Source organism: Vibrio sp. B1FLJ16 (genome assembly GCF_905175385.1).
Classification (GTDB): Bacteria; Pseudomonadota; Gammaproteobacteria; order Enterobacterales; family Vibrionaceae; genus Vibrio.
Window position 1 is genome coordinate 2,439,848 of record NZ_HG992749.1, and the last position, 20,673, is coordinate 2,460,520.

The 20,673-nt window shown below is 45.1% G+C and carries 19 protein-coding genes and 1 pseudogene; 10 read left to right on the forward strand and 10 right to left on the reverse strand.

Translation table 11 applies throughout. The annotated features are described in order from the left end of the window. Positions 1–275 precede the first annotated feature (275 nt). Positions 276–944 carry a carbonate dehydratase gene (gene can / locus KHN79_RS10995; protein ID WP_182008837.1) on the forward strand — a complete coding sequence of 223 codons (669 nt, stop codon included), beginning with the start codon at positions 276–278 and terminating at the stop codon, positions 942–944. 73 nt (positions 945–1,017) lie between these two features. On the opposite strand, the gene hpt is transcribed toward can, so the two are convergent. Continuing rightward, the gene (gene hpt, locus KHN79_RS11000; protein ID WP_182008838.1) at positions 1,018–1,548 is read right to left on the reverse strand and encodes a hypoxanthine phosphoribosyltransferase; all 531 of its coding nucleotides are present in this window, start codon (positions 1,546–1,548) and stop codon (positions 1,018–1,020) included. Between the two features lie 320 nt (positions 1,549–1,868). Between hpt and KHN79_RS11005 the strand changes: the two genes are divergently transcribed. After that, positions 1,869–2,483, forward strand: coding sequence for a LuxR/HapR/OpaR family quorum-sensing transcriptional regulator (locus KHN79_RS11005; RefSeq protein WP_182008839.1), 615 nt, complete (start codon positions 1,869–1,871; stop codon positions 2,481–2,483). Between the two features lie 123 nt (positions 2,484–2,606). Here KHN79_RS11005 and lpdA read toward each other — a convergent pair whose 3' ends face one another. The 5 genes and pseudogenes from lpdA to ampD form a co-directional block, all read right to left on the reverse strand. Further along, positions 2,607–4,034: a dihydrolipoyl dehydrogenase gene (gene lpdA, locus KHN79_RS11010; protein WP_025506972.1), complete on the reverse strand. Its 1,428-nt coding sequence runs from the start codon at positions 4,032–4,034 to the stop codon at positions 2,607–2,609. Between the two features lie 265 nt (positions 4,035–4,299). Continuing rightward, positions 4,300–6,225 carry a pyruvate dehydrogenase complex dihydrolipoyllysine-residue acetyltransferase gene (aceF, locus tag KHN79_RS11015; protein WP_182008840.1) on the reverse strand — a complete coding sequence of 642 codons (1,926 nt, stop codon included), beginning with the start codon at positions 6,223–6,225 and terminating at the stop codon, positions 4,300–4,302. A gap of 19 nt (positions 6,226–6,244) precedes the next feature. Beyond that, positions 6,245–8,908, reverse strand: coding sequence for a pyruvate dehydrogenase (acetyl-transferring), homodimeric type (aceE, locus tag KHN79_RS11020; RefSeq protein ID WP_182008841.1), 2,664 nt, complete (start codon positions 8,906–8,908; stop codon positions 6,245–6,247). 49 nt (positions 8,909–8,957) lie between these two features. Further along, positions 8,958–9,725 carry a pyruvate dehydrogenase complex transcriptional repressor PdhR gene (gene pdhR, locus KHN79_RS11025; RefSeq protein WP_182008842.1) on the reverse strand — a complete coding sequence of 256 codons (768 nt, stop codon included), beginning with the start codon at positions 9,723–9,725 and terminating at the stop codon, positions 8,958–8,960. 410 nt (positions 9,726–10,135) lie between these two features. Next, positions 10,136–10,680, reverse strand: a pseudogene (gene ampD / locus KHN79_RS11030) (1,6-anhydro-N-acetylmuramyl-L-alanine amidase AmpD). Positions 10,681–11,065: 385 nt separating this feature from the next. Here ampD and nadC point away from each other — a divergent pair. The 8 genes from nadC (at position 11,066) to yacG (ending at position 18,244) form a co-directional block, all read left to right on the forward strand. Continuing rightward, positions 11,066–11,953, forward strand: a complete 888-nt coding sequence (nadC, locus tag KHN79_RS11035) for a carboxylating nicotinate-nucleotide diphosphorylase (RefSeq protein ID WP_182008843.1) — start codon at positions 11,066–11,068, stop codon at positions 11,951–11,953. Between the two features lie 271 nt (positions 11,954–12,224). Next, a complete protein-coding gene (locus KHN79_RS11040) occupies positions 12,225–12,683 on the forward strand; it encodes a pilin (protein ID WP_182008844.1) in 459 nt (152 codons plus the stop codon). Beyond that, positions 12,683–14,368 carry a type IV-A pilus assembly ATPase PilB gene (gene pilB, locus KHN79_RS11045; RefSeq protein WP_182008845.1) on the forward strand — a complete coding sequence of 562 codons (1,686 nt, stop codon included), beginning with the start codon at positions 12,683–12,685 and terminating at the stop codon, positions 14,366–14,368. Before KHN79_RS11040 ends, pilB begins: the two co-directional genes overlap by 1 nt. Positions 14,369–14,398: 30 nt before the next feature. Beyond that, entirely contained in the window at positions 14,399–15,622 is a 1,224-nt protein-coding gene (locus KHN79_RS11050) for a type II secretion system F family protein (RefSeq protein ID WP_182008846.1), read from the forward strand. A 70-nt stretch (positions 15,623–15,692) separates the two neighbouring features. After that, complete coding sequence (locus KHN79_RS11055) at positions 15,693–16,562, forward strand: A24 family peptidase (RefSeq protein WP_182008847.1); 870 nt, start codon at positions 15,693–15,695, stop codon at positions 16,560–16,562. Next, the gene (coaE, locus tag KHN79_RS11060; RefSeq protein WP_182008848.1) at positions 16,563–17,177 is read left to right on the forward strand and encodes a dephospho-CoA kinase; all 615 of its coding nucleotides are present in this window, start codon (positions 16,563–16,565) and stop codon (positions 17,175–17,177) included. A 27-nt stretch (positions 17,178–17,204) separates the two neighbouring features. Next, positions 17,205–17,945: a cell division protein ZapD gene (gene zapD, locus KHN79_RS11065; RefSeq protein ID WP_182008849.1), complete on the forward strand. Its 741-nt coding sequence runs from the start codon at positions 17,205–17,207 to the stop codon at positions 17,943–17,945. A 104-nt stretch (positions 17,946–18,049) separates the two neighbouring features. Further along, positions 18,050–18,244: a DNA gyrase inhibitor YacG gene (gene yacG / locus KHN79_RS11070; RefSeq protein ID WP_014232956.1), complete on the forward strand. Its 195-nt coding sequence runs from the start codon at positions 18,050–18,052 to the stop codon at positions 18,242–18,244. 370 nt (positions 18,245–18,614) lie between these two features. On the opposite strand, the gene rplS is transcribed toward yacG, so the two are convergent. The 4 genes from rplS to rpsP are packed head-to-tail and all read right to left on the reverse strand — an operon-like array spanning position 18,615 to position 20,625. Beyond that, positions 18,615–18,968, reverse strand: a complete 354-nt coding sequence (gene rplS, locus KHN79_RS11075; RefSeq protein WP_145532528.1) for a 50S ribosomal protein L19 — start codon at positions 18,966–18,968, stop codon at positions 18,615–18,617. A 41-nt stretch (positions 18,969–19,009) separates the two neighbouring features. Next, the gene (gene trmD, locus KHN79_RS11080; RefSeq protein ID WP_182008850.1) at positions 19,010–19,771 is read right to left on the reverse strand and encodes a tRNA (guanosine(37)-N1)-methyltransferase TrmD; all 762 of its coding nucleotides are present in this window, start codon (positions 19,769–19,771) and stop codon (positions 19,010–19,012) included. Between the two features lie 27 nt (positions 19,772–19,798). Continuing rightward, complete coding sequence (gene rimM / locus KHN79_RS11085; protein ID WP_182008851.1) at positions 19,799–20,347, reverse strand: ribosome maturation factor RimM; 549 nt, start codon at positions 20,345–20,347, stop codon at positions 19,799–19,801. Positions 20,348–20,376: 29 nt separating this feature from the next. Then, complete coding sequence (rpsP, locus tag KHN79_RS11090; RefSeq protein ID WP_004410028.1) at positions 20,377–20,625, reverse strand: 30S ribosomal protein S16; 249 nt, start codon at positions 20,623–20,625, stop codon at positions 20,377–20,379. Positions 20,626–20,673 lie beyond the last annotated feature (48 nt).

Below are 20,673 nucleotides of genomic sequence, written 5' to 3' on the forward strand. Positions count from 1 at the left end.
GTTCCCTGTATGAATATCAAAAAGTAAAACCTCATCACTTCATCAGTGACACTAAGCCTAAAACCATAAATAATTCATGGTCTAAGGCGAGATTTGAATAAACGAGGTCAATTGTACGAGTTTATTGGCAAGAAGACGTCAGATGAGTCCTGCCGGATGAATATTTAACGGGATCGAAATTGTAACATTGTGTATAGTTGAAATCGTGATCGCTTGCTATATTGAAACAGCTCAGCTTTCAGTGTTTTGGTCTTTTTAGGGAAGTAATTTGCAAGATGCCGGAAATTAAAAAACTATTCGAGAATAATTCAAAATGGTCAGACGAAATCAAATCTGAACGACCAGAATATTTTACTAAGTTAGCAGAGGGTCAAAAGCCCGACTTTCTTTGGATTGGTTGTTCCGATAGCCGCGTACCAGCAGAGCGTTTAACCGGTCTGTTCTCTGGTGAATTATTTGTTCACCGTAATGTTGCAAACCAAGTCATCCACACAGACCTCAACTGCCTTTCAGTTGTTCAATATGCTGTAGACGTACTTAAAGTAAAACACATCATAGTATGTGGTCACTACGGCTGTGGTGGTGTTAACGCTGCTATTGATAACCCGCAACTCGGTCTTATCAACAACTGGTTGCTGCACATTCGTGATCTTTACTTCAAGCATCGTACGTACCTTGACCAAATGCCGCTTGAAGATCGCAGCGATAAACTTGGTGAGATAAACGTTGCGGAGCAAGTGTATAACCTAGGTAACTCAACCATTATGCAAAATGCATGGGAACGAGGACAGGATGTTGAAATTCATGGCGTCGTTTACGGTATTGAAGATGGCCGTTTAGAGTATCTGGGTATCCGTTCTAACTCTAAAGAAACCGTTGAAGAGTCGTACCAGAAAGCGATGGCGACGATTTTAAACACCGATAACAAGCTGTTGTGTCGCTAATCAGCGCAGCAGTATATAGATTAAATAAAAAACGCCCTGTCGGGCGTTTTTTGTATTTAAATTCTGAACTCAATTATTCTTGAGGAACAACTTTACCGATATATGGTAGGTGACGGTATTTCTGAGCGTAATCAATACCTACGCCAACGACAAACTCATCTGGAATTTCAAAACCGATCCAATCAACCGGTACGTTAACTTCACGTCGTGATGGCTTATCCAGTAGAGTACAAATTGCGATAGACTTTGGCTCACGAAGAGACAAAATTTCGCGAATCTTGTTCAGCGTGTTACCTGTATCAATAATATCTTCAACAAGCAGGACATCTTTACCTTTAATGTCGTCGTCTAGGTCTTTCAGGATACGTACATCACGAGAGCTTTCCATTGTGTTGCCATAGCTTGATGCGGTCATGAAATCAACTTGGTGAGTCAGGTCAATAGCGCGAGCCAAATCAGCCATAAATACAAATGAACCACGTAATAAGCCAACCAAAACAAGGTCTTCGCTGCCTTGGTAGCGCTCTGTAATTTGTTTGCCTAACTCACGAATTCGATCCTGTACTTCTTGCTCAGAGATCATGACTTCTATTGTGTGTTTCATACTGTGCTCAATTTATTTGTTGGGTTGAGGCAAGTCGCACGCAAACGATCACCTAATTTTACGGCGTGTAGTGTATCACCACGCTATGTAGGTTGAAAGCCACAAGCGATTGCAAAATTTATTGGAAGCACGACCGATATTTCTAAAAAAATTGTCCGGAAAGTGTCAACATTTCTGGAATTGCTGTCTACAAATTACACAGCAACTGTTGACCCAGAACATATGCACCATTACACTCATGTCTGCTTTATGTAATTATTAAAATAATTAATTAGGGGTATATACCCCATATATACAACTCAAATGGCAAGGTAAATATAATGGACTCAATTGCAAAGAGAGCCCGTACTAGGCTTTCCCCTATCAAACGTAAGCAACAACTCATGGAAATCGCGATCGAAGTGTTTGCTCGTCGTGGCATTGGTCGAGGTGGTCATGCTGACATTGCAGAAATCGCTCAAGTATCTGTTGCTACTGTTTTTAACTATTTCCCAACCCGGGAAGATCTTGTTGATGAAGTGCTGAACCATGTAGTACGTCAGTTCTCGAACTTTTTATCAGACAATATAGATCTCGATCTTCACGCTCGCGATAATATTGCTAATATCACTAACGCAATGATCGAGCTGGTAAATCAGGATTGTCACTGGCTGAAAGTTTGGTTTGAATGGAGTGCATCTACACGTGATGAAGTGTGGCCGCTATTCGTTTCAACTAACCGCACTAATCAGCTACTTGTACAGAACATGTTCATCAAAGCAATTGAGCGTGGTGAAATCTGTAACAAGCATCAACCAGAACATTTGACCAACCTATTCCACGGTATTTGCTACTCACTGTTTGTTCAGGCAAATCGATTTAAAGGTGAAGATGAACTGAAACACCTCGTCAATTCTTACCTAGATATGCTCTGTATTTACGATCGAGTTAAGTAAAATTTAAATCCGAAATCACAAAGCCCAGCTGATGCTGGGCTTTTTTATACTTAAAAGAACATATGCTCTCGCACACAAAAAAGCCGCTGAATGTCAGCGGCTTTTGTTACTCAGCAGAGAAACTTACTTCTTCTTAACTGCTTTTTTGTTTGGAAGGTCAGTGATAGAACCTTCGAAGACTTCAGCAGCCAGACCTACAGATTCATGTAGAGTCGGGTGAGCGTGGATAGTCAGAGCGATATCTTCAGCATCACAACCCATCTCGATTGCAAGACCGATTTCGCCTAGCAGTTCACCACCGTTAGTACCAACGATAGCACCACCAATTACGCGATGAGTTTCTTTGTCGAAGATTAGCTTAGTCATACCGTCTGAACAGTCAGATGCGATTGCACGACCTGATGCTGCCCATGGGAATGTTGCCACTTCGTACTTGATGCCTTCTTCTTTCGCTTCTTTCTCAGTCTTACCAACCCAAGCCACTTCTGGCTCAGTGTATGCGATTGAAGGGATAACTTTAGGGTCAAAGTAGTGCTTCTTACCAGAGATAACTTCAGCCGCTACGTGACCTTCGTGCACACCTTTGTGAGCAAGCATTGGTTGGCCAACGATGTCACCGATTGCGAAGATATGAGGAACGTTAGTACGCATTTGCTTATCAACGTTGATGAAGCCGCGCTCGTCAATTTCCAGACCCGCTTTTTCACCGTCGATTAGTTTACCGTTTGGTACACGACCGATAGCAACAAGAACTGCATCGTAGCGCTCTGCTTCTGCAGGTGCTTTCTTGCCTTCCATTGAAACGTAAATACCGTCTTCTTTCGCTTCAACTGCCGTTACTTTCGTTTCCAGCATTAGCTTGAACTTGTCTTTGATACGCTTGGTGTAAACCTTGACGATATCTTTGTCTGCAGCAGGGATTACCTGGTCAAACATCTCAACAACTTCAACTTTAGAACCCAGAGAGTGGTAAACCGTACCCATTTCCAGACCGATGATACCACCACCCATGATAAGTAGTTTTTCTGGCACTTCTTTCAGTTCAAGAGCATCAGTAGAGTCCCAAATACGTGGGTCTTCATGCGGGATAAATGGCAGTTTGATTGGACGAGAGCCAGCAGCTACGATTGCGTTGTCAAAGTTAACAACTGTCGACTCGCCTTCACCTTCTACAAGGATAGAGTTAGGGCCTGTGAACTTACCGTAACCGTTAACAACTGTTACGTTACGCATCTTAGCCATACCGCCAAGACCGCCAGTCAGTTGGTTAACAACTTTCTCTTTCCAGATACGGATCTTGTTGATATCAGTTTGCGGTTCACCAAAAACAACGCCGTGGTCAGCCATTGCTTTCGCTTCTTCAATAACTTTAGAAACGTGAAGAAGTGCTTTAGATGGGATACAACCCACGTTCAGACACACACCGCCTAGAGTGCTGTAACGTTCAACTAGTACAGTTTCAAGACCTAGATCCGCACAACGGAATGCCGCGGAGTAACCAGCAGGACCAGAACCAAGTACAACAACTTGGGCTTTAATTTCTTTGCTCATTTTGACCTCTTGTAGTCATTATCCCTAACAGGCTGAGTGATTTTTTGATTCTTTTTTTGTTTAAGTAAGGTTTTAAACAGTGATTTCAGACCGCTAACAGTTTACAGAGATGTTAATGGTGTGAAAAGTAAATCAATTTAGCCTGTGAGCTAGACAACAATTCGCTTGTAAAATCCCTTACGAGAGTAAGAGAGATGAAGAAATTGTCGATAACGATTAGTAATAGAGGCGGCTAATTGGCCGCCTCTCATTCATCTAACTTCTATTAAAGAACCAGACGACGAATGTCAGATAGACATGAATTCAGGTAAGTAATGAAGCGCGCACCTTCAGCACCATCGATCACACGGTGGTCGTATGATAGAGACAGTGGAAGTTGTAGACGCGGTTCGAACTCTTTACCGTTCCATACCGGTTTCATCTCTGACTTAGACACACCCAGGATACCAACTTCTGGTGCGTTTACGATTGGAGTAAACGCAGTACCGCCGATGCCACCAAGGCTAGAGATAGTGAAACAGCCACCTTGCATGTCAGCTGCAGTTAGCTTACCAGCACGTGCTTTCTTAGAAACAACCATTAGCTCTTCAGATAGCTCGTAGATGCCTTTCTTGTTCACGTCTTTAAATACAGGAACAACCAGACCGTTTGGCGTATCTACCGCGATACCAACGTTCACGTATTTCTTCAGGATTAGGCTCTCACCGTCTTCTGATAGAGAAGAGTTGAACGCAGGGAACGCTTCAAGTGCTTTAGCTACCGCTTTCATGATGAACACAAGTGGAGTGATCTTCATGCCAGTGTCTTTCTTCGCTTCAATCGCGTTTTGCTCTTTACGGAATGCTTCAAGAGCCGTGATGTCTGCGTTATCCCACTGTGTAACGTGCGGGATCATTACCCAGTTACGGTGTAGGTTAGCACCAGAGATCTTCTTAATGCGAGATAGAGGTTGAACTTCTGTCTCACCGAACTTGCTGAAGTCCACTTTTGGCCATGGTAGTAGACCAAGAGCTGCACCGTCGCCTTTGCCAGATGCTGCTGCACCAGACTCAAGACGCTTAAGCGCTTCTTTCACGTAGTTCTGAACGTCTTCTTTCAGGATACGGCTCTTACGACCAGAACCTTTAACCTTAGAAAGGTTTACGCCGAACTCACGAGCTAGACGACGAACAACTGGAGACGCGTGAGCGTACTCATCGTTCTCTTTGAAATCGCCAGTCGCTGCTGGAGCTGCTGCCGCTGGAGCTTCTGCTTTAGGAGCTGCCGCTGCAGGTGCTGCCGCTTGAGCTGGAGCTGCCGCTTGAGCTGGAGCTGCTGCAGCAGGTGCTGCGCCCGCTACCGGAGTGCCGGCCACTTCAAATACCATGATTAGTGAGCCAGTAGACACTTTGTCGCCAGCTGCAATCTTGATTTCTTTAACTGTACCAGCGAATGGTGCAGGAACTTCCATAGAAGCTTTGTCGCCTTCAACAGTGATCAGAGATTGCTCTTCTTCCACTGTGTCGCCAACTGCAACCATGATTTCAGTTACTTCAACTTCGTCGCCGCCGATATCTGGAACGTTAACTTCTTTCGCCGCAGATGCTGCAGGAGCTGCTGCCGCTGGAGCTTCAACTCCTGCAGGAGCTGCTGGAGCTGCTGGAGCGCCTGAACCTGCTGTTTCGAATACCATGATTAGAGAGCCAGTCGATACTTTATCGCCTGCTGCTACTTTGATCTCTTTAAGCGTACCCGCGAATGGTGCAGGAACTTCCATAGAAGCTTTGTCGCCTTCTACAGTGATCAAAGATTGCTCTTCTTCGATGCTGTCGCCGATTGCTACCATGATTTCAGTAACTTCAACTTCGTCACCACCGATGTCTGGTACGTGAACTTCTTTCAGTTCTGCCGCTGCTGCTGGAGCTGGAGCCGCTGCTGGAGCTGCTTCTGCCGCAGGAGCAGGTGCAGCTTCAGCTGCACCCTCGGCTTCGAAAATCATGATTAGAGAACCAGTAGAAACCTTGTCGCCTTCTGCGATTTTGATTTCTTTAACGATACCTGCTTGAGAAGCTGGAACTTCCATAGAAGCTTTATCGCCTTCAACTGTGATCAGAGACTGCTCTTCTTCAACCTTGTCGCCTACGCTTACAAGAATCTCAGTAACTTCAACCTCATCCGCACCGATGTCTGGTACATTAATTTCGATTGCCATTTCTTATTTACCTTCTCAATTAAGCGTATAGCGGGTTAGTTTTTTCAGTGTCGATGTCGAACTTAGCAATAGCCTCAACTACTACTGATTTCTCAACATCACCACGCTTAGCTAGTTCAGATAGTGCAGCTACTACTACGTAACCTGCGTTCACTTCGAAGTGACGACGTAGGTTTTCGCGGCTGTCTGAACGACCGAAGCCATCAGTACCCAGTACTTTGTAATACTCAGAAGGCATAAACGCACGAACTTGCTCTGCGTAGTTCTTCATGTAATCAGTCGCTGCGATTGCAGGTTCAGTACCCATTACTTGTGCAATGTAAGGTACTTTCGCTTCAGCTTCTGGGTGTAGCATGTTGTCACGCTCTACCGCTTGACCGTCGCGAGTCAGTTCGTTGAATGACGTTACAGAGAACACGTCAGACGCGATGCCGTACTCTTCGCTTAGGATAGTCGCTGCTTTACGTACTTCGTTCATGATAGTACCAGAGCCCATTAGCTGAACTTTAGACTTGTCACCCGCGTAAGACTCAAGCTTATAGATACCCTTACGGATACCTTCTTCAGCGCCTTCTGGCATTGCTGGCATTGCGTAGTTTTCGTTCATTACTGTTAGGTAGTAGAACACGTTCTCTTGCTCAGGACCGTACATGCGACGAATACCGTCTTGCATGATTACTGCTACTTCGTATGCGAACGTTGGGTCGTAAGAAATACAGTTAGGAACCGTACCCGCCATGATGTGCGAGTGACCATCTTCGTGCTGTAGACCTTCACCGTTTAGCGTTGTACGACCAGCAGTTGCACCTAGTAGGAAACCACGTGCTTGTTGGTCACCAGCTAGCCATGCCATATCACCTACACGTTGGAAACCAAACATTGAGTAGTAGATGTAGAACGGGATCATTGGTAGATCGTTAGTGCTGTAAGACGTTGCAGCAGCTACCCAAGAAGCCATTGAGCCTAGCTCGTTGATACCTTCCTGTAGAACCTGACCAGATGTCGCTTCTTTGTAGTAAGAAACGATGTCGCGATCCTGTGGCGTGTAGTTCTGACCGTGCGGGTTGTAAATACCGATCTGACGGAATAGACCTTCCATACCGAACGTACGTGCTTCATCACAGATGATAGGAACGATGTTCTTACCAATGTTCTTGTCTTTAAGCAGGATGTTAAGAGTACGAACGTAAGCCATTGTTGTAGAGATATCACGCTTCTGCTCGCTTAGTAGCGGTGCGAACTCTTCTAGCTCAGGTACTTTAAACTCTTGAGTGAACTTAGGTAGACGCTGTGGCGTGTAACCTTTTAGTTCTTTACGACGAGCGTGTAGGTATTCGTATTCCGCTGAACCTTCTTCAAGTTTCAGGTACGGAAGTTCTTTCACTGCTTCGTCAGTTAGGATGTCTTGTAGACCTAGACGATCACGTAGGTGTAGTACGTGAGTCATATCCATCTTCTTAACCTGGTGCGCGATGTTCTTACCTTCAGCCGCTTCACCCATGCCGTAACCTTTAACAGTCTTAGCTAGGATTACAGTTGGACGACCTTTAGTTTCCGCTGCGTTTTTGTAAGCTGCGTACAGCTTAGAAGACTCGTGACCACCACGCTTAAGTGCGAAGATTTCGTCATCAGTCATGTCTGCAACTAGTGCAGCTGTCTCTGGGTATTTACCAAAGAAGTGCTCACGTACGTACGCACCATCTTTAGATTTAAATGTTTGGTAATCACCATCTACAGTTTCGTTCATTAGCTGTAGAAGCTTGCCAGTTGTGTCTTTAGCAAGTAGTGCATCCCAGTTGCTACCCCAGATAACTTTAACAACGTTCCAGCCAGCACCTTTGAATAGGCCTTCTAGCTCTTGGATGATGCTACCGTTACCCATTACAGGGCCGTCTAGACGCTGTAGGTTACAGTTGATTAGGAATGTTAGGTTGTCTAGCTTCTCACGCGCAGCGAAAGAAAGTGAACCACGTGATTCTGGCTCATCCATCTCACCGTCACCTAGGAAGGCATAAACACGTTGAGCTGAAGTATCTTTCAGACCACGGCCTTCTAAGTACTTAAGGAAACGCGCTTGGTAGATCGCAGAAATTGGACCTAGACCCATAGAAACTGTAGGGAACTGCCAGAACTCAGGCATTAGTTTAGGGTGCGGGTATGACGGGATACCTTTACCGTCTACTTCTTGACGGAAGTTGTCTAGCTGCTCTTCAGTCAGACGACCTTCAACGAATGCACGAGAGTAGATACCAGGTGAAATGTGACCTTGGTAGTAAACTAGATCGCCACCGTCCGTCTCGTTTGGAGCGCGGAAGAAGTGGTTGAAACATACTTCGTAGAATGCAGCAGAAGACTGGAAAGACGCCATGTGGCCGCCTAGCTCTAGGTCTTTCTTCGATGCACGCAGAACGATCATGATTGCGTTCCAGCGGATGATGGAACGAATACGACGCTCAAGTGTTGTGTCACCTGGGTATGCTGGTTCTTGATCTGCTGGAATCGTGTTGATGTAGTTCGTGGTGATACCAGTTGGCATGTCAACACCGTCTAGACGTGCTTTGTCCAGAACTTGCTCAAGTAGGAACTGAGCACGCTCTACGCCTTCTTCACGTACAACTGACTCAAGTGCTTGTAGCCATTCTTGAGTTTCCAGTGCATCTACGTCATGCTTCATATCAGACATGGCGATCTATCCTTCTGTTGGTTGGATCTATAAAACAAACAAATCGTCTTTACGAGTCATTGCCCTGCTGCATTCGACGTAAAGAGCGTTCACGACGAGACTCTTCTCTGGTCAAATCCAACAATGTTTCTTCAATATAAGCTAGGTGTGAATGAGACATCTCGCGCGCCTTCTCTGGCTGACCAGATACAATCGCATCCACAACATTAGCTCGGTGTTTACTTACTTTTTCGACCGCTTCTGGGCGGCGACGTAATAATTTAAAATTCTGCAGAATATTTTGTTCAAGCAAAGGTGCCAGACTGCGCACAATGTGTAGTAGCACTACGTTGTGCGCCGCTTCTGTTAAAGCAATCAAGAACTGCATCACTTCAGCCGATTCAGCTTCGACATCGTTGTTTGATTGTTCTTTGCTGATTCGTTCAAGGCAGGCTTGAATACGCGCAAAATCTTCTTCGGTACCACGAACAGCTGCAAAATAAGCGGCAATACCTTCCATCGCATGGCGCGTTTCCAGTAAATCCAGCTGAGTTTCAGAGTGACTAGACAACAAATTTAACAATGGATCTGAGAAACTTTTCCAGATGTTCTCGCTAACAAAAGTGCCACCACCCTGACGACGAGTAAGAAGACGCTTAGCTTCAAGGCGTTGGATTGCCTCACGGATCGATGGACGAGACACGTCAAACTGTTTTGCCAGCTCGCGCTCTGGTGGCAATTGTTGCCCCGGAGACAATGTTCCTTCCACAATCAACCTTTCTAACTCTTGTTCAATAACATCAGAGAGCTTTGGCTGACGAATCCTTTGATAAGCCATAATTTATTATTCTTTTACTCTTGCAGGTAATTGGTAATACCAATTTTAAGTTGGGGCAGAAATTAACATAATTAAAACGTCACTGTCCAGCCAAAAATTGACCTAAATCATAGAAAGAGCCTACCAAGAACACTCTGATAACAATTGACGGTTAAAACAGCAATAACATTGGTCTGACCAATTACAAAAACAAAACAACTGGGCAAATGACGTGCTAGCCCATTTGAAAAGTAAAAACATGAATTGACAAAACAATCAGTGTGAAATTCAACCAATAGTGTGTTCGAGCAGCCAAAAATGTAGTTTCTTTTCAACAAATGAAACTAATTAATGTAAGAAAAAAGGCATGCGAAAACGCATGCCTTATTGATTGTAGACGTTATTATTTACATTTTTATCACAACTTAATTTCAAATTAAGTGGCGATATTTTACCCAGTCAAAACTCAGCCCAGGATCGCTTTTTCTCAGAGGTGCTATATATTGATGTCCGGTAATTCTTTCCGGTGTGATGTGAGGGTAACTCTGCATGATGGCTTGTGTCATCAACGCAAGTGATTGATATTGCTCTTCTGTATAAGCAACAAACTCCGTTCCTTCCAGCTCAATACCTATCGAATATTCATTGCAACTAGCTCTGCCTGCAAAGCTGGACTGCCCTGCGTGCCATGCTCTGTCGAGAAAAGAGACAAACTGAACAATCTCTCCATTTCGCTTGATCAGGCAGTGTGCCGAAACTCCCATTTTGTGAATAACTTCAAAAATGGATGGGCAGTCGAATCAAGTTTGCCTTGAAAAAAGTCTTCTATATAAGAGCCACCAAACTGACCCGGAGGCAAACTGATGTTGTGCACCACCAGCAGAGAGATGTCTTCTTTGTCTGAACGAGCATCAAAAAATGGTGATGGAACGTGTTTAGCTTGCGTCAACCAGCCATTCTCGATTTTTAGGCACATATCAACCTCTCTACTTGTAGGGTCTGTTAACCTTTCACGGTTAAATTTTGTTCGGATGGGGACGCCTAGTCAAAAGCGTTTTAATCGCGGCGAGAGATTTATAGCCTAGTCATTCTAAGCAAAATCCTCTCAACAAAGATCAAAACGCTTTTAGCGGGGGCGCCCAGCTCGAACCCTTCGGGCAGCGTTTGTGGCTCCTTTCTACGGCGTTATCGGCTTTATCAGGTAGAACAACTACATTTCAAAGCCTCGGCCTTGTATAAAGAACCCACAAACTGATGCAAAAATCAGCTTGAAAGGTCAACAGACCCTAAATTAACTGCTGAAATTATTGACATCGGAGAGTATCATTCGATGCCATCTCCCTTTCAAGACTAGATTTGCGATGAAGAACACACACAACAGCCAAGAACGCCTAGAATACCTGAAACAGCAACTGCCTTTAGAAATTTCTCGCTCCGTTGCCGATACCTTAAAAGAAGATTTAGGTGGCACCGTGGATATCGATAACGATATCACCGCATCTCTTATCCCTGCTGATGCGGTAAACACCGCAACCATCATCACTCGCGAACACGGTGTGTTCTGTGGTCAGGCATGGGCGGATGAAGTCTTTAAACAGCTTGGCGGTAAAGTGACTATCGAGTGGCATGTGCAAGACGGCGATAAGGTAGAACCAAATCAAACGCTGTGTACGCTGACTGGCCCTGCTCGTGATTTGCTCACTGGTGAGCGCAACGCGATGAACTTTATTCAAACGCTGTCGGGTTGTGCAACAATTACCGCTGAGTACGCGGCGAAAATCGCGCACACAGAATGCCGTTTACTCGACACACGCAAAACCATCCCTGGCCTGCGCAGCGCACTGAAATACGCAGTGGCTTGCGGTGGCGGCTTTAACCATCGTATCGGCGTATTTGATGCGTACCTGATCAAAGAAAATCACATCATTGCCTGTGGTGGCATCACTCAAGCGATCACAACCGCCAAAGAGTTGAATCCGGGCAAACCTGTCGAAGTCGAAACAGAAAGCCTGGACGAGCTGAAACAAGCCATTGAAGCGGGTGCGGATATCATCATGCTGGACAACTTTACTAAAGAGATGATGCGTGAAGCGGTAGCCATCAACGCAGGTCGCGCGGCACTGGAAAACTCTGGCAACATCACCTTAGACACCATCGTAGAATACGCAGAAACCGGCGTGGATTACATCTCAGTCGGTGCGCTAACCAAGCACCTTAAAGCGATGGATCTTTCGATGCGCTTCAAATAATCAACCAAAACATTAACTAATTTACTCCTTCAAACTCAATTAGTTGCAGTAAATACAGTGTGTAAAAAGAGCCAACTTGGCTCTTTTTACACACTGTATTTACCCGAACAATTACATCACTCGCAAAAATTTGCGGGTAATATGCAACTCAAATACAAAGAGTTTTACCTCACTCGACAGCCTTCCATCAGCCCATTTTCAGCCGCCCCTTCTCTTCATACTCTTGCGCCAATGCATCAGCATTATTTATTTCATTGAGAAGGAAAGAAAAATGAAACCAGTTAAACAAAAAAAACAGCAAGGTTTTACGCTGATTGAATTAATGATTGTGGTGGCAGTGATTGGTGTTTTAGCAGCGATTGCTATGCCACAGTATCAGAAATACGTAGCTAAAAGCGAAGTCGCATCAGTATTAGCAACCCTGACTGGCGCTAAAACTAATGTAGAGGCATTTACAGTAGAAAACGGACTATTTCCTGATGGTTCAACAACTGATCAAACACCTACAGCTTTAGGGATTCCAAGTATGCACTTAGGAAGCGTCTCATTTACAGGCCAAAGTACAGATGGAGGAAATGTAGCTTTTACATTCTCAACTACAGCAAGTGCAGGTGTAAGCTCGCTTGTGTCAGGTAAAAAACTTACGTTAACTAGAGCAGCCTCAACTGGTGGCTGGTCATGCTCTTCAGCAGATTTAGATGCAGAGCTTTTGCCTAAAACTTGTAAATAATGCTCACCAACCTCTCTACGATTCTTCGCCAATCTGGGTTACTTAGCTTAGCCCAAGAAGAATCGTTACTAGAGCAAGTCAACGCTTCTGGCATTTCGATGCCGGAGGCGTTAGTTCGTTCTGGCTATCTCACAACCGATGAACTGCTCGCCCAGCTTAGTGAAACCTTTGGCCTGCCCTCGTGCAAGCTGTCTGACTACGACTTTACCGCCCTATGTCAGCAGCTCGGCCTGCGTGAACTGATCACTCGCCATCATGCCATTCCTGTCCAGAAGACTTCATCGACGTTAATCCTAGCAGTTGCCGACCCAACCAATCAGCAAGCTGAAAACGATTTTCGCTTTGCCTCCGGATTACAGGTCGATGTGGTTATTGCTGACTTTGCCGACATTGATGCCGCTATTCGGCGATTGTATGGCCGCTCGATTGGTCAGGAAAAACCGGGCTTAAAAGAGATCAACCAGGACGAGCTGGCAAACCTTGTTGATATCGGTGCCGACGAAATCGACAACATCGAAGATTTAAGCCAGGACGAATCTCCGGTCAGTCGCTATATCAACCAGATTTTATTGGATGCGGTGCGTAAAGGCGCATCAGATATCCACTTTGAACCGTATGAAAAAATGTACCGCGTGCGTCTGCGTTGTGACGGTATTTTGATTGAAACCCAGCAACCTCCCAGTCACTTAAGCCGCCGCTTATCAGCGCGGATCAAAATACTGTCTAAACTCGATATTGCCGAAAGGCGTTTGCCCCAAGACGGACGAATCAAGTTAAAACTCAATCAAGACACCGCGATTGATATGCGGGTATCGACCCTGCCTACTCTGTTTGGTGAAAAGATTGTACTGCGTCTGCTCGACAGCAGTGCTGCATCACTGGATATCGATAAGCTCGGTTACAGTGATCAACAAAAACAGCTGTATTTAGATGCTCTGCGTCGCCCTCAGGGAATGATTTTGATGACTGGCCCGACCGGGAGTGGTAAAACCGTCTCGCTATACACAGGGTTAAATATTCTCAATAAACCAGAAATCAATATCTCTACTGCGGAAGATCCGGTAGAAATCAACTTATCCGGCATTAATCAGGTTCAGGTTCAGCCTAAAATTGGCTTTGGTTTTGCTGAGGCGTTGCGATCCTTCCTGCGTCAAGACCCGGATGTGGTGATGGTCGGGGAAATCCGTGACCTCGATACCGCAGAAATCGCAATTAAAGCCGCACAAACCGGTCACTTAGTGCTTTCTACCCTGCATACCAACTCTGCTGCCGAAACCGTGGTTCGTCTGTCCAACATGGGGGTCGAAAGCTTTAACCTCGCCTCTTCCCTAAGCCTTATCATTGCCCAACGCTTGGCACGAAAACTTTGCTCTCACTGCAAGCAGCCACAAGAACTTACCGCTGCTTTACAACATGTCGGTATTCACTCCACCGAAAACATTTTTCAAGCTAACCCACACGGATGCAATGCATGCACTCACGGCTACTCTGGCCGTACCGGTATTTATGAAGTGATGCACTTTAATGAATCCTTATCAGAAGCACTTATCAAAGGCGCTTCAGTACACGAACTGGAAAAGCTCGCCATCAGCAATGGCATGAGCACCCTACAAATGTCCGGTTTAGAGAAACTCAAACAAGGAATCACCAGCTTTAGTGAGTTACAACGCGTGCTCTATTTTTAACTAATCCTTTACGAAGCAGTCTACTAGCCTATGAAAACCACTACCCCACAACTTAAAAACTTCCGTTGGAAAGGCATTAACAGCTCAGGTAAAAAAACCTCCGGTCAAACTCTCGCCATGAGTGAAATCGAAGTTCGTGAACGTTTAGATGCCCAGCATATAAAAATCAAAAAGCTCAAGAAGGGCAGCATTTCCTTCTTAACCAAACTAAGCCACCGCGTAAAAGGCAAAGACATCACCGTTTTTACCCGCCAGATCTCCACCATGCTGGTGACTGGAGTGCCATTAGTTATGGCTTTGAAGCTGGTTTCCAACAACCATAAAAAAGCCGAGATGAAATCGACATTAATGAGCGTTACTCGCGCGGTGGAAGCAGGTACGCCGATGTCAAAGGCAATGCGCACAGCCAGTAACCACTTTGATGCTCTCTATACGGATCTCATTGCGACAGGTGAACAATCGGGGAACCTTGCCGAAGTATTTGAACGACTGGCCACCTACCGGGAAAAGAGCGAAGAACTTCGCGCTAAAGTGATCAAAGCCTTGATTTACCCGGCGATGGTTATCCTCGTCGCGCTTGGAGTGTCGTATCTGATGCTGACCAAAGTCATTCCTGAATTTGAAAAAATGTTCTCCGGCTTTGGTGCTGATTTACCGTGGTTTACCCGACAAGTGCTCGACTTATCGGACTGGATGCAAAACTGGGGATCGTTTATTGGACTAGGTGCACTGAGCTTAATTATCTCAGCTCGCATCATGGTCAAGCGTTCAGATTCCTTCCGTTTAATGATGGATAGAATGTTATTGAAGATTCCCGTTTTAGGCGCAGTATTATCTAAAGCCGCCATTGCTAAATTCAGCCGCACGCTTGCCACCAGCTTTAGCGCCGGTATTCCGATATTGACCAGTCTAAAAACTACATCGAAAACCTCAGGCAACATGCATTACCAACTGGCGGTTGAAGAAGTCTACCGTGACACTGCCGCAGGTATGCCGATGTATGTGGCGATGCGCAACTGTGATGTGTTCCCCGAGCTGGTACTGCAAATGGTGATGATCGGCGAAGAGTCAGGGCGGCTAGATGACATGCTAAATAAAGTCGCGACCATTTACGAATTTGAAGTCGATAATACCGTCGATAACCTGAGTAAAATTCTCGAACCATTAATTATCGTCTTTTTAGGGGTCGTCGTTGGTGGCCTCGTCACTGCTATGTACCTGCCAATCTTTAACTTAATGAGCGTATTAGGCTAGAATGGAGGAAGTTAATTAATCTTATCAAAACAGCACCTTGCTCGTTTGATTTACCGCTCAAGAGACATGTATGGAAGTATTCCAGTATTACCCGTGGCTATTCGTAGTGTTTGCCGTGGTTTTTGGTTTGATTGTGGGAAGCTTTCTCAACGTCGTCATTTACCGACTGCCTAAAATGATGGAACTGGAATGGCGACGCGAATGTGCGGAGTCATTCCCAGAATACAACATAGAACCGCCAAAAGAGGTACTTACGTTAAGTGTACCCCGCTCTTCTTGCCAGAAATGCGGAATCCCTATTCGTATTATCGATAACATTCCGGTACTCAGCTGGCTGTTCCTCAGAGGAAAATGCCATAACTGCAGCGCCCCCATCAGTTCACGATACCCGCTGATCGAACTGCTGACAGCTGCCTGTTCCGGCTATGTGGCATTTCATTTTGGCTTTAGCTACTTCACCATTGCACTGATTTTTTTCACCTTTGTTCTGATAGCAGCAACCTTTATCGATCTGGATACGATGCTATTACCCGATCAATTAACATTGCCATTAACTTGGGCTGGCATTGCCCTAGCATTGATGGGAATAAGTCCTGTTACGCTGCAAGACTCTGTGATTGGTGCTATCGCAGGCTACTTATGCCTTTGGTCGGTATATTGGGGCTTCAAGCTGATTACTGGTAAAGAAGGCATGGGTTACGGCGACTTTAAACTGTTAGCCGCGCTAGGGGCCTGGCTAGGCTGGCAATCTTTACCTATGATCATTTTGCTTTCTTCTGTTGTAGGCGTCATATTTGGATTAGTTCAGCTACGATTGCAGAAAAAAGGAATCGAGAAGGCCTTTCCTTTTGGTCCTTACTTAGCGATTGCCGGATGGGTAAGTTTGCTCTGGGGTGATCAGATTCTAAGCTGGTATTTCACATCCATTCTGGGAGCATAAATGGCTTTAGTTATTGGCTTAACAGGCGGTATCGCCAGCGGCAAGACCACCGTGGCGAATCTGTTCAAGCAGCATTTTAAAATCGACATCGTTGATGCAGACATTGTCGCAAGAGAAGTAGTCGAGCCCGGCACTCCGGGGCTTAATGCAATTATTGAGCACTTTGGCAGCGATATTGTTCGTGAAGACCAAATGCTCGATCGAGCGAAGCTACGTGAGCGAATTTTCACTAATCCGGAAGAAAAAGCCTGGCTAAACAACCTACTGCATCCAATCATTCGCGAAAAAATGCTGGAGGATTTACAGCAAGTCACGTCTGATTACGCGCTATTGGTGGTTCCGCTATTAATCGAGAACAAACTCGATAGCCTGTGCGACCGAGTGCTTGTTGTTGATGTCGATCCAAATACGCAAATATCCCGCACGATGAAACGCGATAATGTGAGTGAGGAACAGGCTCAAGCGATATTTGCATCGCAAGCTTCTAGACAACAAAGACTCGATATTGCAGATGATGTGGTTAAAAATAACCCAGACGACCAGGAACTTTTGCTTCAAGTCACAGATTTGCATGAAAAGTACCTAGCCATGTGTAGGAAAAATCTGCGAAAATAAGAACGAAACTCACCAAGGCTTATGTCAATGACAACGCACAAATTTGAACACCCTTTAAATGAGAAAACTCGCATTTATCTAAGAGTAGAGTCTTTGCTGCGTCAGGCTCACTTAGCCTCTGGTTTTACTGACAACCATCAGTATCAGCTATTCTTCCGTGCCTTATTCGATATGGTTGAGATCTTCGAACAGCTTCAACTCAAAAGCGAGCTGGCTAAAGATGTCGAGAAACAACGTTTATCTTATCGTCACTGGCTGAATGTAGAAGGTGTTGATCAAAGTGCACTCACTACGCTGCTAAACGAAATTGACGTTGTCCATAGCCAGCTAATGAAGGCTGAGCGTTTTGGTCAGGCACTAAAAGAAGATCGCTTTTTAAGTTCAATCAGACAGAGATTTAGCCTGCCTGGAGGATCTTGCTGTTTCGACTTACCTGCCTTGCATTATTGGTTACACTTACCTATCGAACGTAAGAAGAAAGATGCACAAAAATGGCTCGACAGTCTTAAACCTCTGTCTGATGCATTAAACTTGTGGCTCAAGTTAACCCGTGAAACCGGGCAGTTTAAAGCTCAAATCGGGCGCGCTGGTTTCTTCCAGAGTGATGCAGACGAGGCCAACATTCTTCGACTTCACATCCCAATGAATCATGGTGTATACCCGATGATCTCAGGCCACAAAAACCGCTTTGCCATTAAGTTTATGTCGTTTGAAAGCGGACAAGCTTGCACACAAGATGTCGAGTTCGAACTAGCCGTTTGTAGCTAAGCCAGATTTTTTGCACCAGATTAAGTTCACTTAGCTACTATTTCATTATTCCTCTCAATTCGATAAAATTCGTTAATCAAGAATTATCAAACGACGAGCAATCCATGTCTAAAATTACTATCGTTCAATGCCCTCAGTGTGGTGCCGACGTTGAATGGGGTGAACAGAGCCCTCATCGCCCTTTCTGCAGCAAAAAATGTCAAATGATTGATTTTGGTGAATGGGCAGACGAAGAGAATGCCATTGCTGGCGCACCTGATATGTCAGACAGTGATGGCTGGTCGGAAGATCAATATTAGGTTCTAGGTTCTAGGTTCTAGGTTCTAGGTTCTAGGTTCTAAAAATTGAGGAAGTTGGCGTGAGAGCGTCAACTTTTTTATTGCCTGCCGGAAAACTTTCCCTGAAGGCTTCTTCACTACTATCGAGGTTGCAGCCTTTCAACTTACAGTCACACTCTATTTCAGCGGGTTAAGTAAGTTATTTAAACACAAGCAATTTGTTTAGCTCAGAACGCAGATATTTTTCTTGCTACCTAGGAAGAGGCGCGGAGTGTACGCCAGTACATGAGCACCGATGACAACGGTAGAAAGGGAAATAGCCAGTTATGAGGCAAACATAAAAAAACGGAGCCCCAAAGGACTCCGTTTAATGAGAACGCTAGTTATAGCATTACTTCTTAGCAAGTTTCTCTTTGATACGAGCTGACTTACCAGAACGCTCACGTAGGTAGTACAACTTGGCACGACGTACTGCACCACGGCGTTTAACTTCGATGCTATCAACGATTGGAGAGTGTGTTTGGAACGTACGCTCAACACCTTCACCGTTAGAGATCTTACGTACAGTGAAAGCAGAGTGTAGACCACGGTTACGGATTGCGATTACAACGCCTTCGAAAGCCTGTAGACGCTCACGGTCACCTTCTTTTACCTTAACTTGAACAACAACAGTGTCACCTGGTGCAAATTTAGGTAGGTCTTGTTTCATTTGCTCTTCTTCAAGAGCTTTGATGATGTTACTCATTTTTAAAATTCCTAGAATAAACTGATACTAAATAAATTAGGTTACTTTGCTTTATGCTCATTAACGGCTTTATGCTCATTAACGAACTCGGCAAGTAATTGTTCCTGTTCGTCAGTCAGAGCTAGGTTTTCCAGGAGCTCTGGTCTTCTTAGCCAAGTTCGGCCTAGCGACTGCTTGAGTCGCCATTGACGAATGTCCTTGTGATTGCCTGACATCAGTACCGCTGGTACCTCTTTGCCATCCAACACTTCAGGACGCGTATAGTGAGGGCAATCTAACAAGCCATTGGCAAAAGAGTCTTCTTCTGCTGACGAGAAATCTCCTAGTACCCCCGGAACAAACCGGGACACTGAGTCGATTAACGTCATGGCTGGTATCTCACCACCCGTCATCACAAAATCCCCAATCGACCATTCTTCGTCGACTTCAGATTGAATGATGCGCTCATCTACCCCTTCGTAGCGGCCACAGATGAGAAGTAAATTCTCGTTTGTTGCCAGCTCTTCAACTCCGTGCTGGTCTAGCTTACGACCTTGAGGAGAGAGGTAAATGACTTTCGTCTTACCCGGTGAGGCTTTCTTGGCAGCATGAATGGCGTCGCGCAAAGGCTGAACCATCATTAACATACCAGGACCACCACCGTAAGGTCGGTCATCGACAGTACGATGTTTGTCGTGAGTGAAATCACGAGGATTCCAAGTCTCAATCGACAAAAGACCTTTTTTAACCGCTTGACCTGTTACTCCAAAATCAGTAACAGAACGGAACATTTCAGGAAACAGGCTAATAACGCCAACCCACATGTTTATCTCGCTCTGTATTTTTGGAGATTAGAATCCAGGATCCCAGTCAACTTCGATCCGTTGAGCTTCGCGATCAACATTAATGATCACTTGCTCTTCAAGGAACGGGATTAATCGTTCCTTTTGCCCGAAAGCATCTTTAAGATTTGCTTTAACCACCAGAACATCATTTGAGCCAGTTTCCAGCATGTCAGTAACGACACCCAGATCGTAACCTTTAGTAGTTACTACTTGCATCCCAAACAATTCACGCCAGTAGAATTCATCTTCTGACAATTCAGGTAGCACAGCAGGGTCAATAGCAATTTCAAAGTTAGTCATTAAATGCGCGTCTTCACGAACATCCATGCCTTCCAGCTTAGCCACCATACCTTTGTTATGGCGCTTCCAGCTTTCTACTTTGTACTCAACCCATGTGCCCTTTTGGTTAATATACCAAGGACTGTAATCGAAAATGCTTTCAGCATTGTCTGTGTAGGAAAAAACCTTAAGCCAACCTCGAATGCCGTAAGTAGCACCAAACTTGCCTACAACAATCTTTTCGTTGCTCATTGTTTCTTTACCTTTCATCGACATAAACTAGTTTCTACTTCTGACAGTAAAAATTAAGCCGCTTTTTGAGCGTCTTTAACTAGCTTAGCAACGCGGTCAGATAGAGACGCGCCTTGACCAACCCAGTGGTTAACGCGGTCTAGGTCTAGACGTAGACCTTCTTCTTGACCTTGAGCTGTTGGGTTAAAGAAACCAACTTTCTCGATGAAACGGCCAGTTGCAGCGTTGCGGCTGTCCGCTACTACGATTTGATAAAATGGACGCTTCTTAGCGCCGTGACGTGCCAAACGAATGGTTACCATGTCGTCCTCTTTGCTTTCTCAAAAATAAAATTAACCCCAAAAACCATT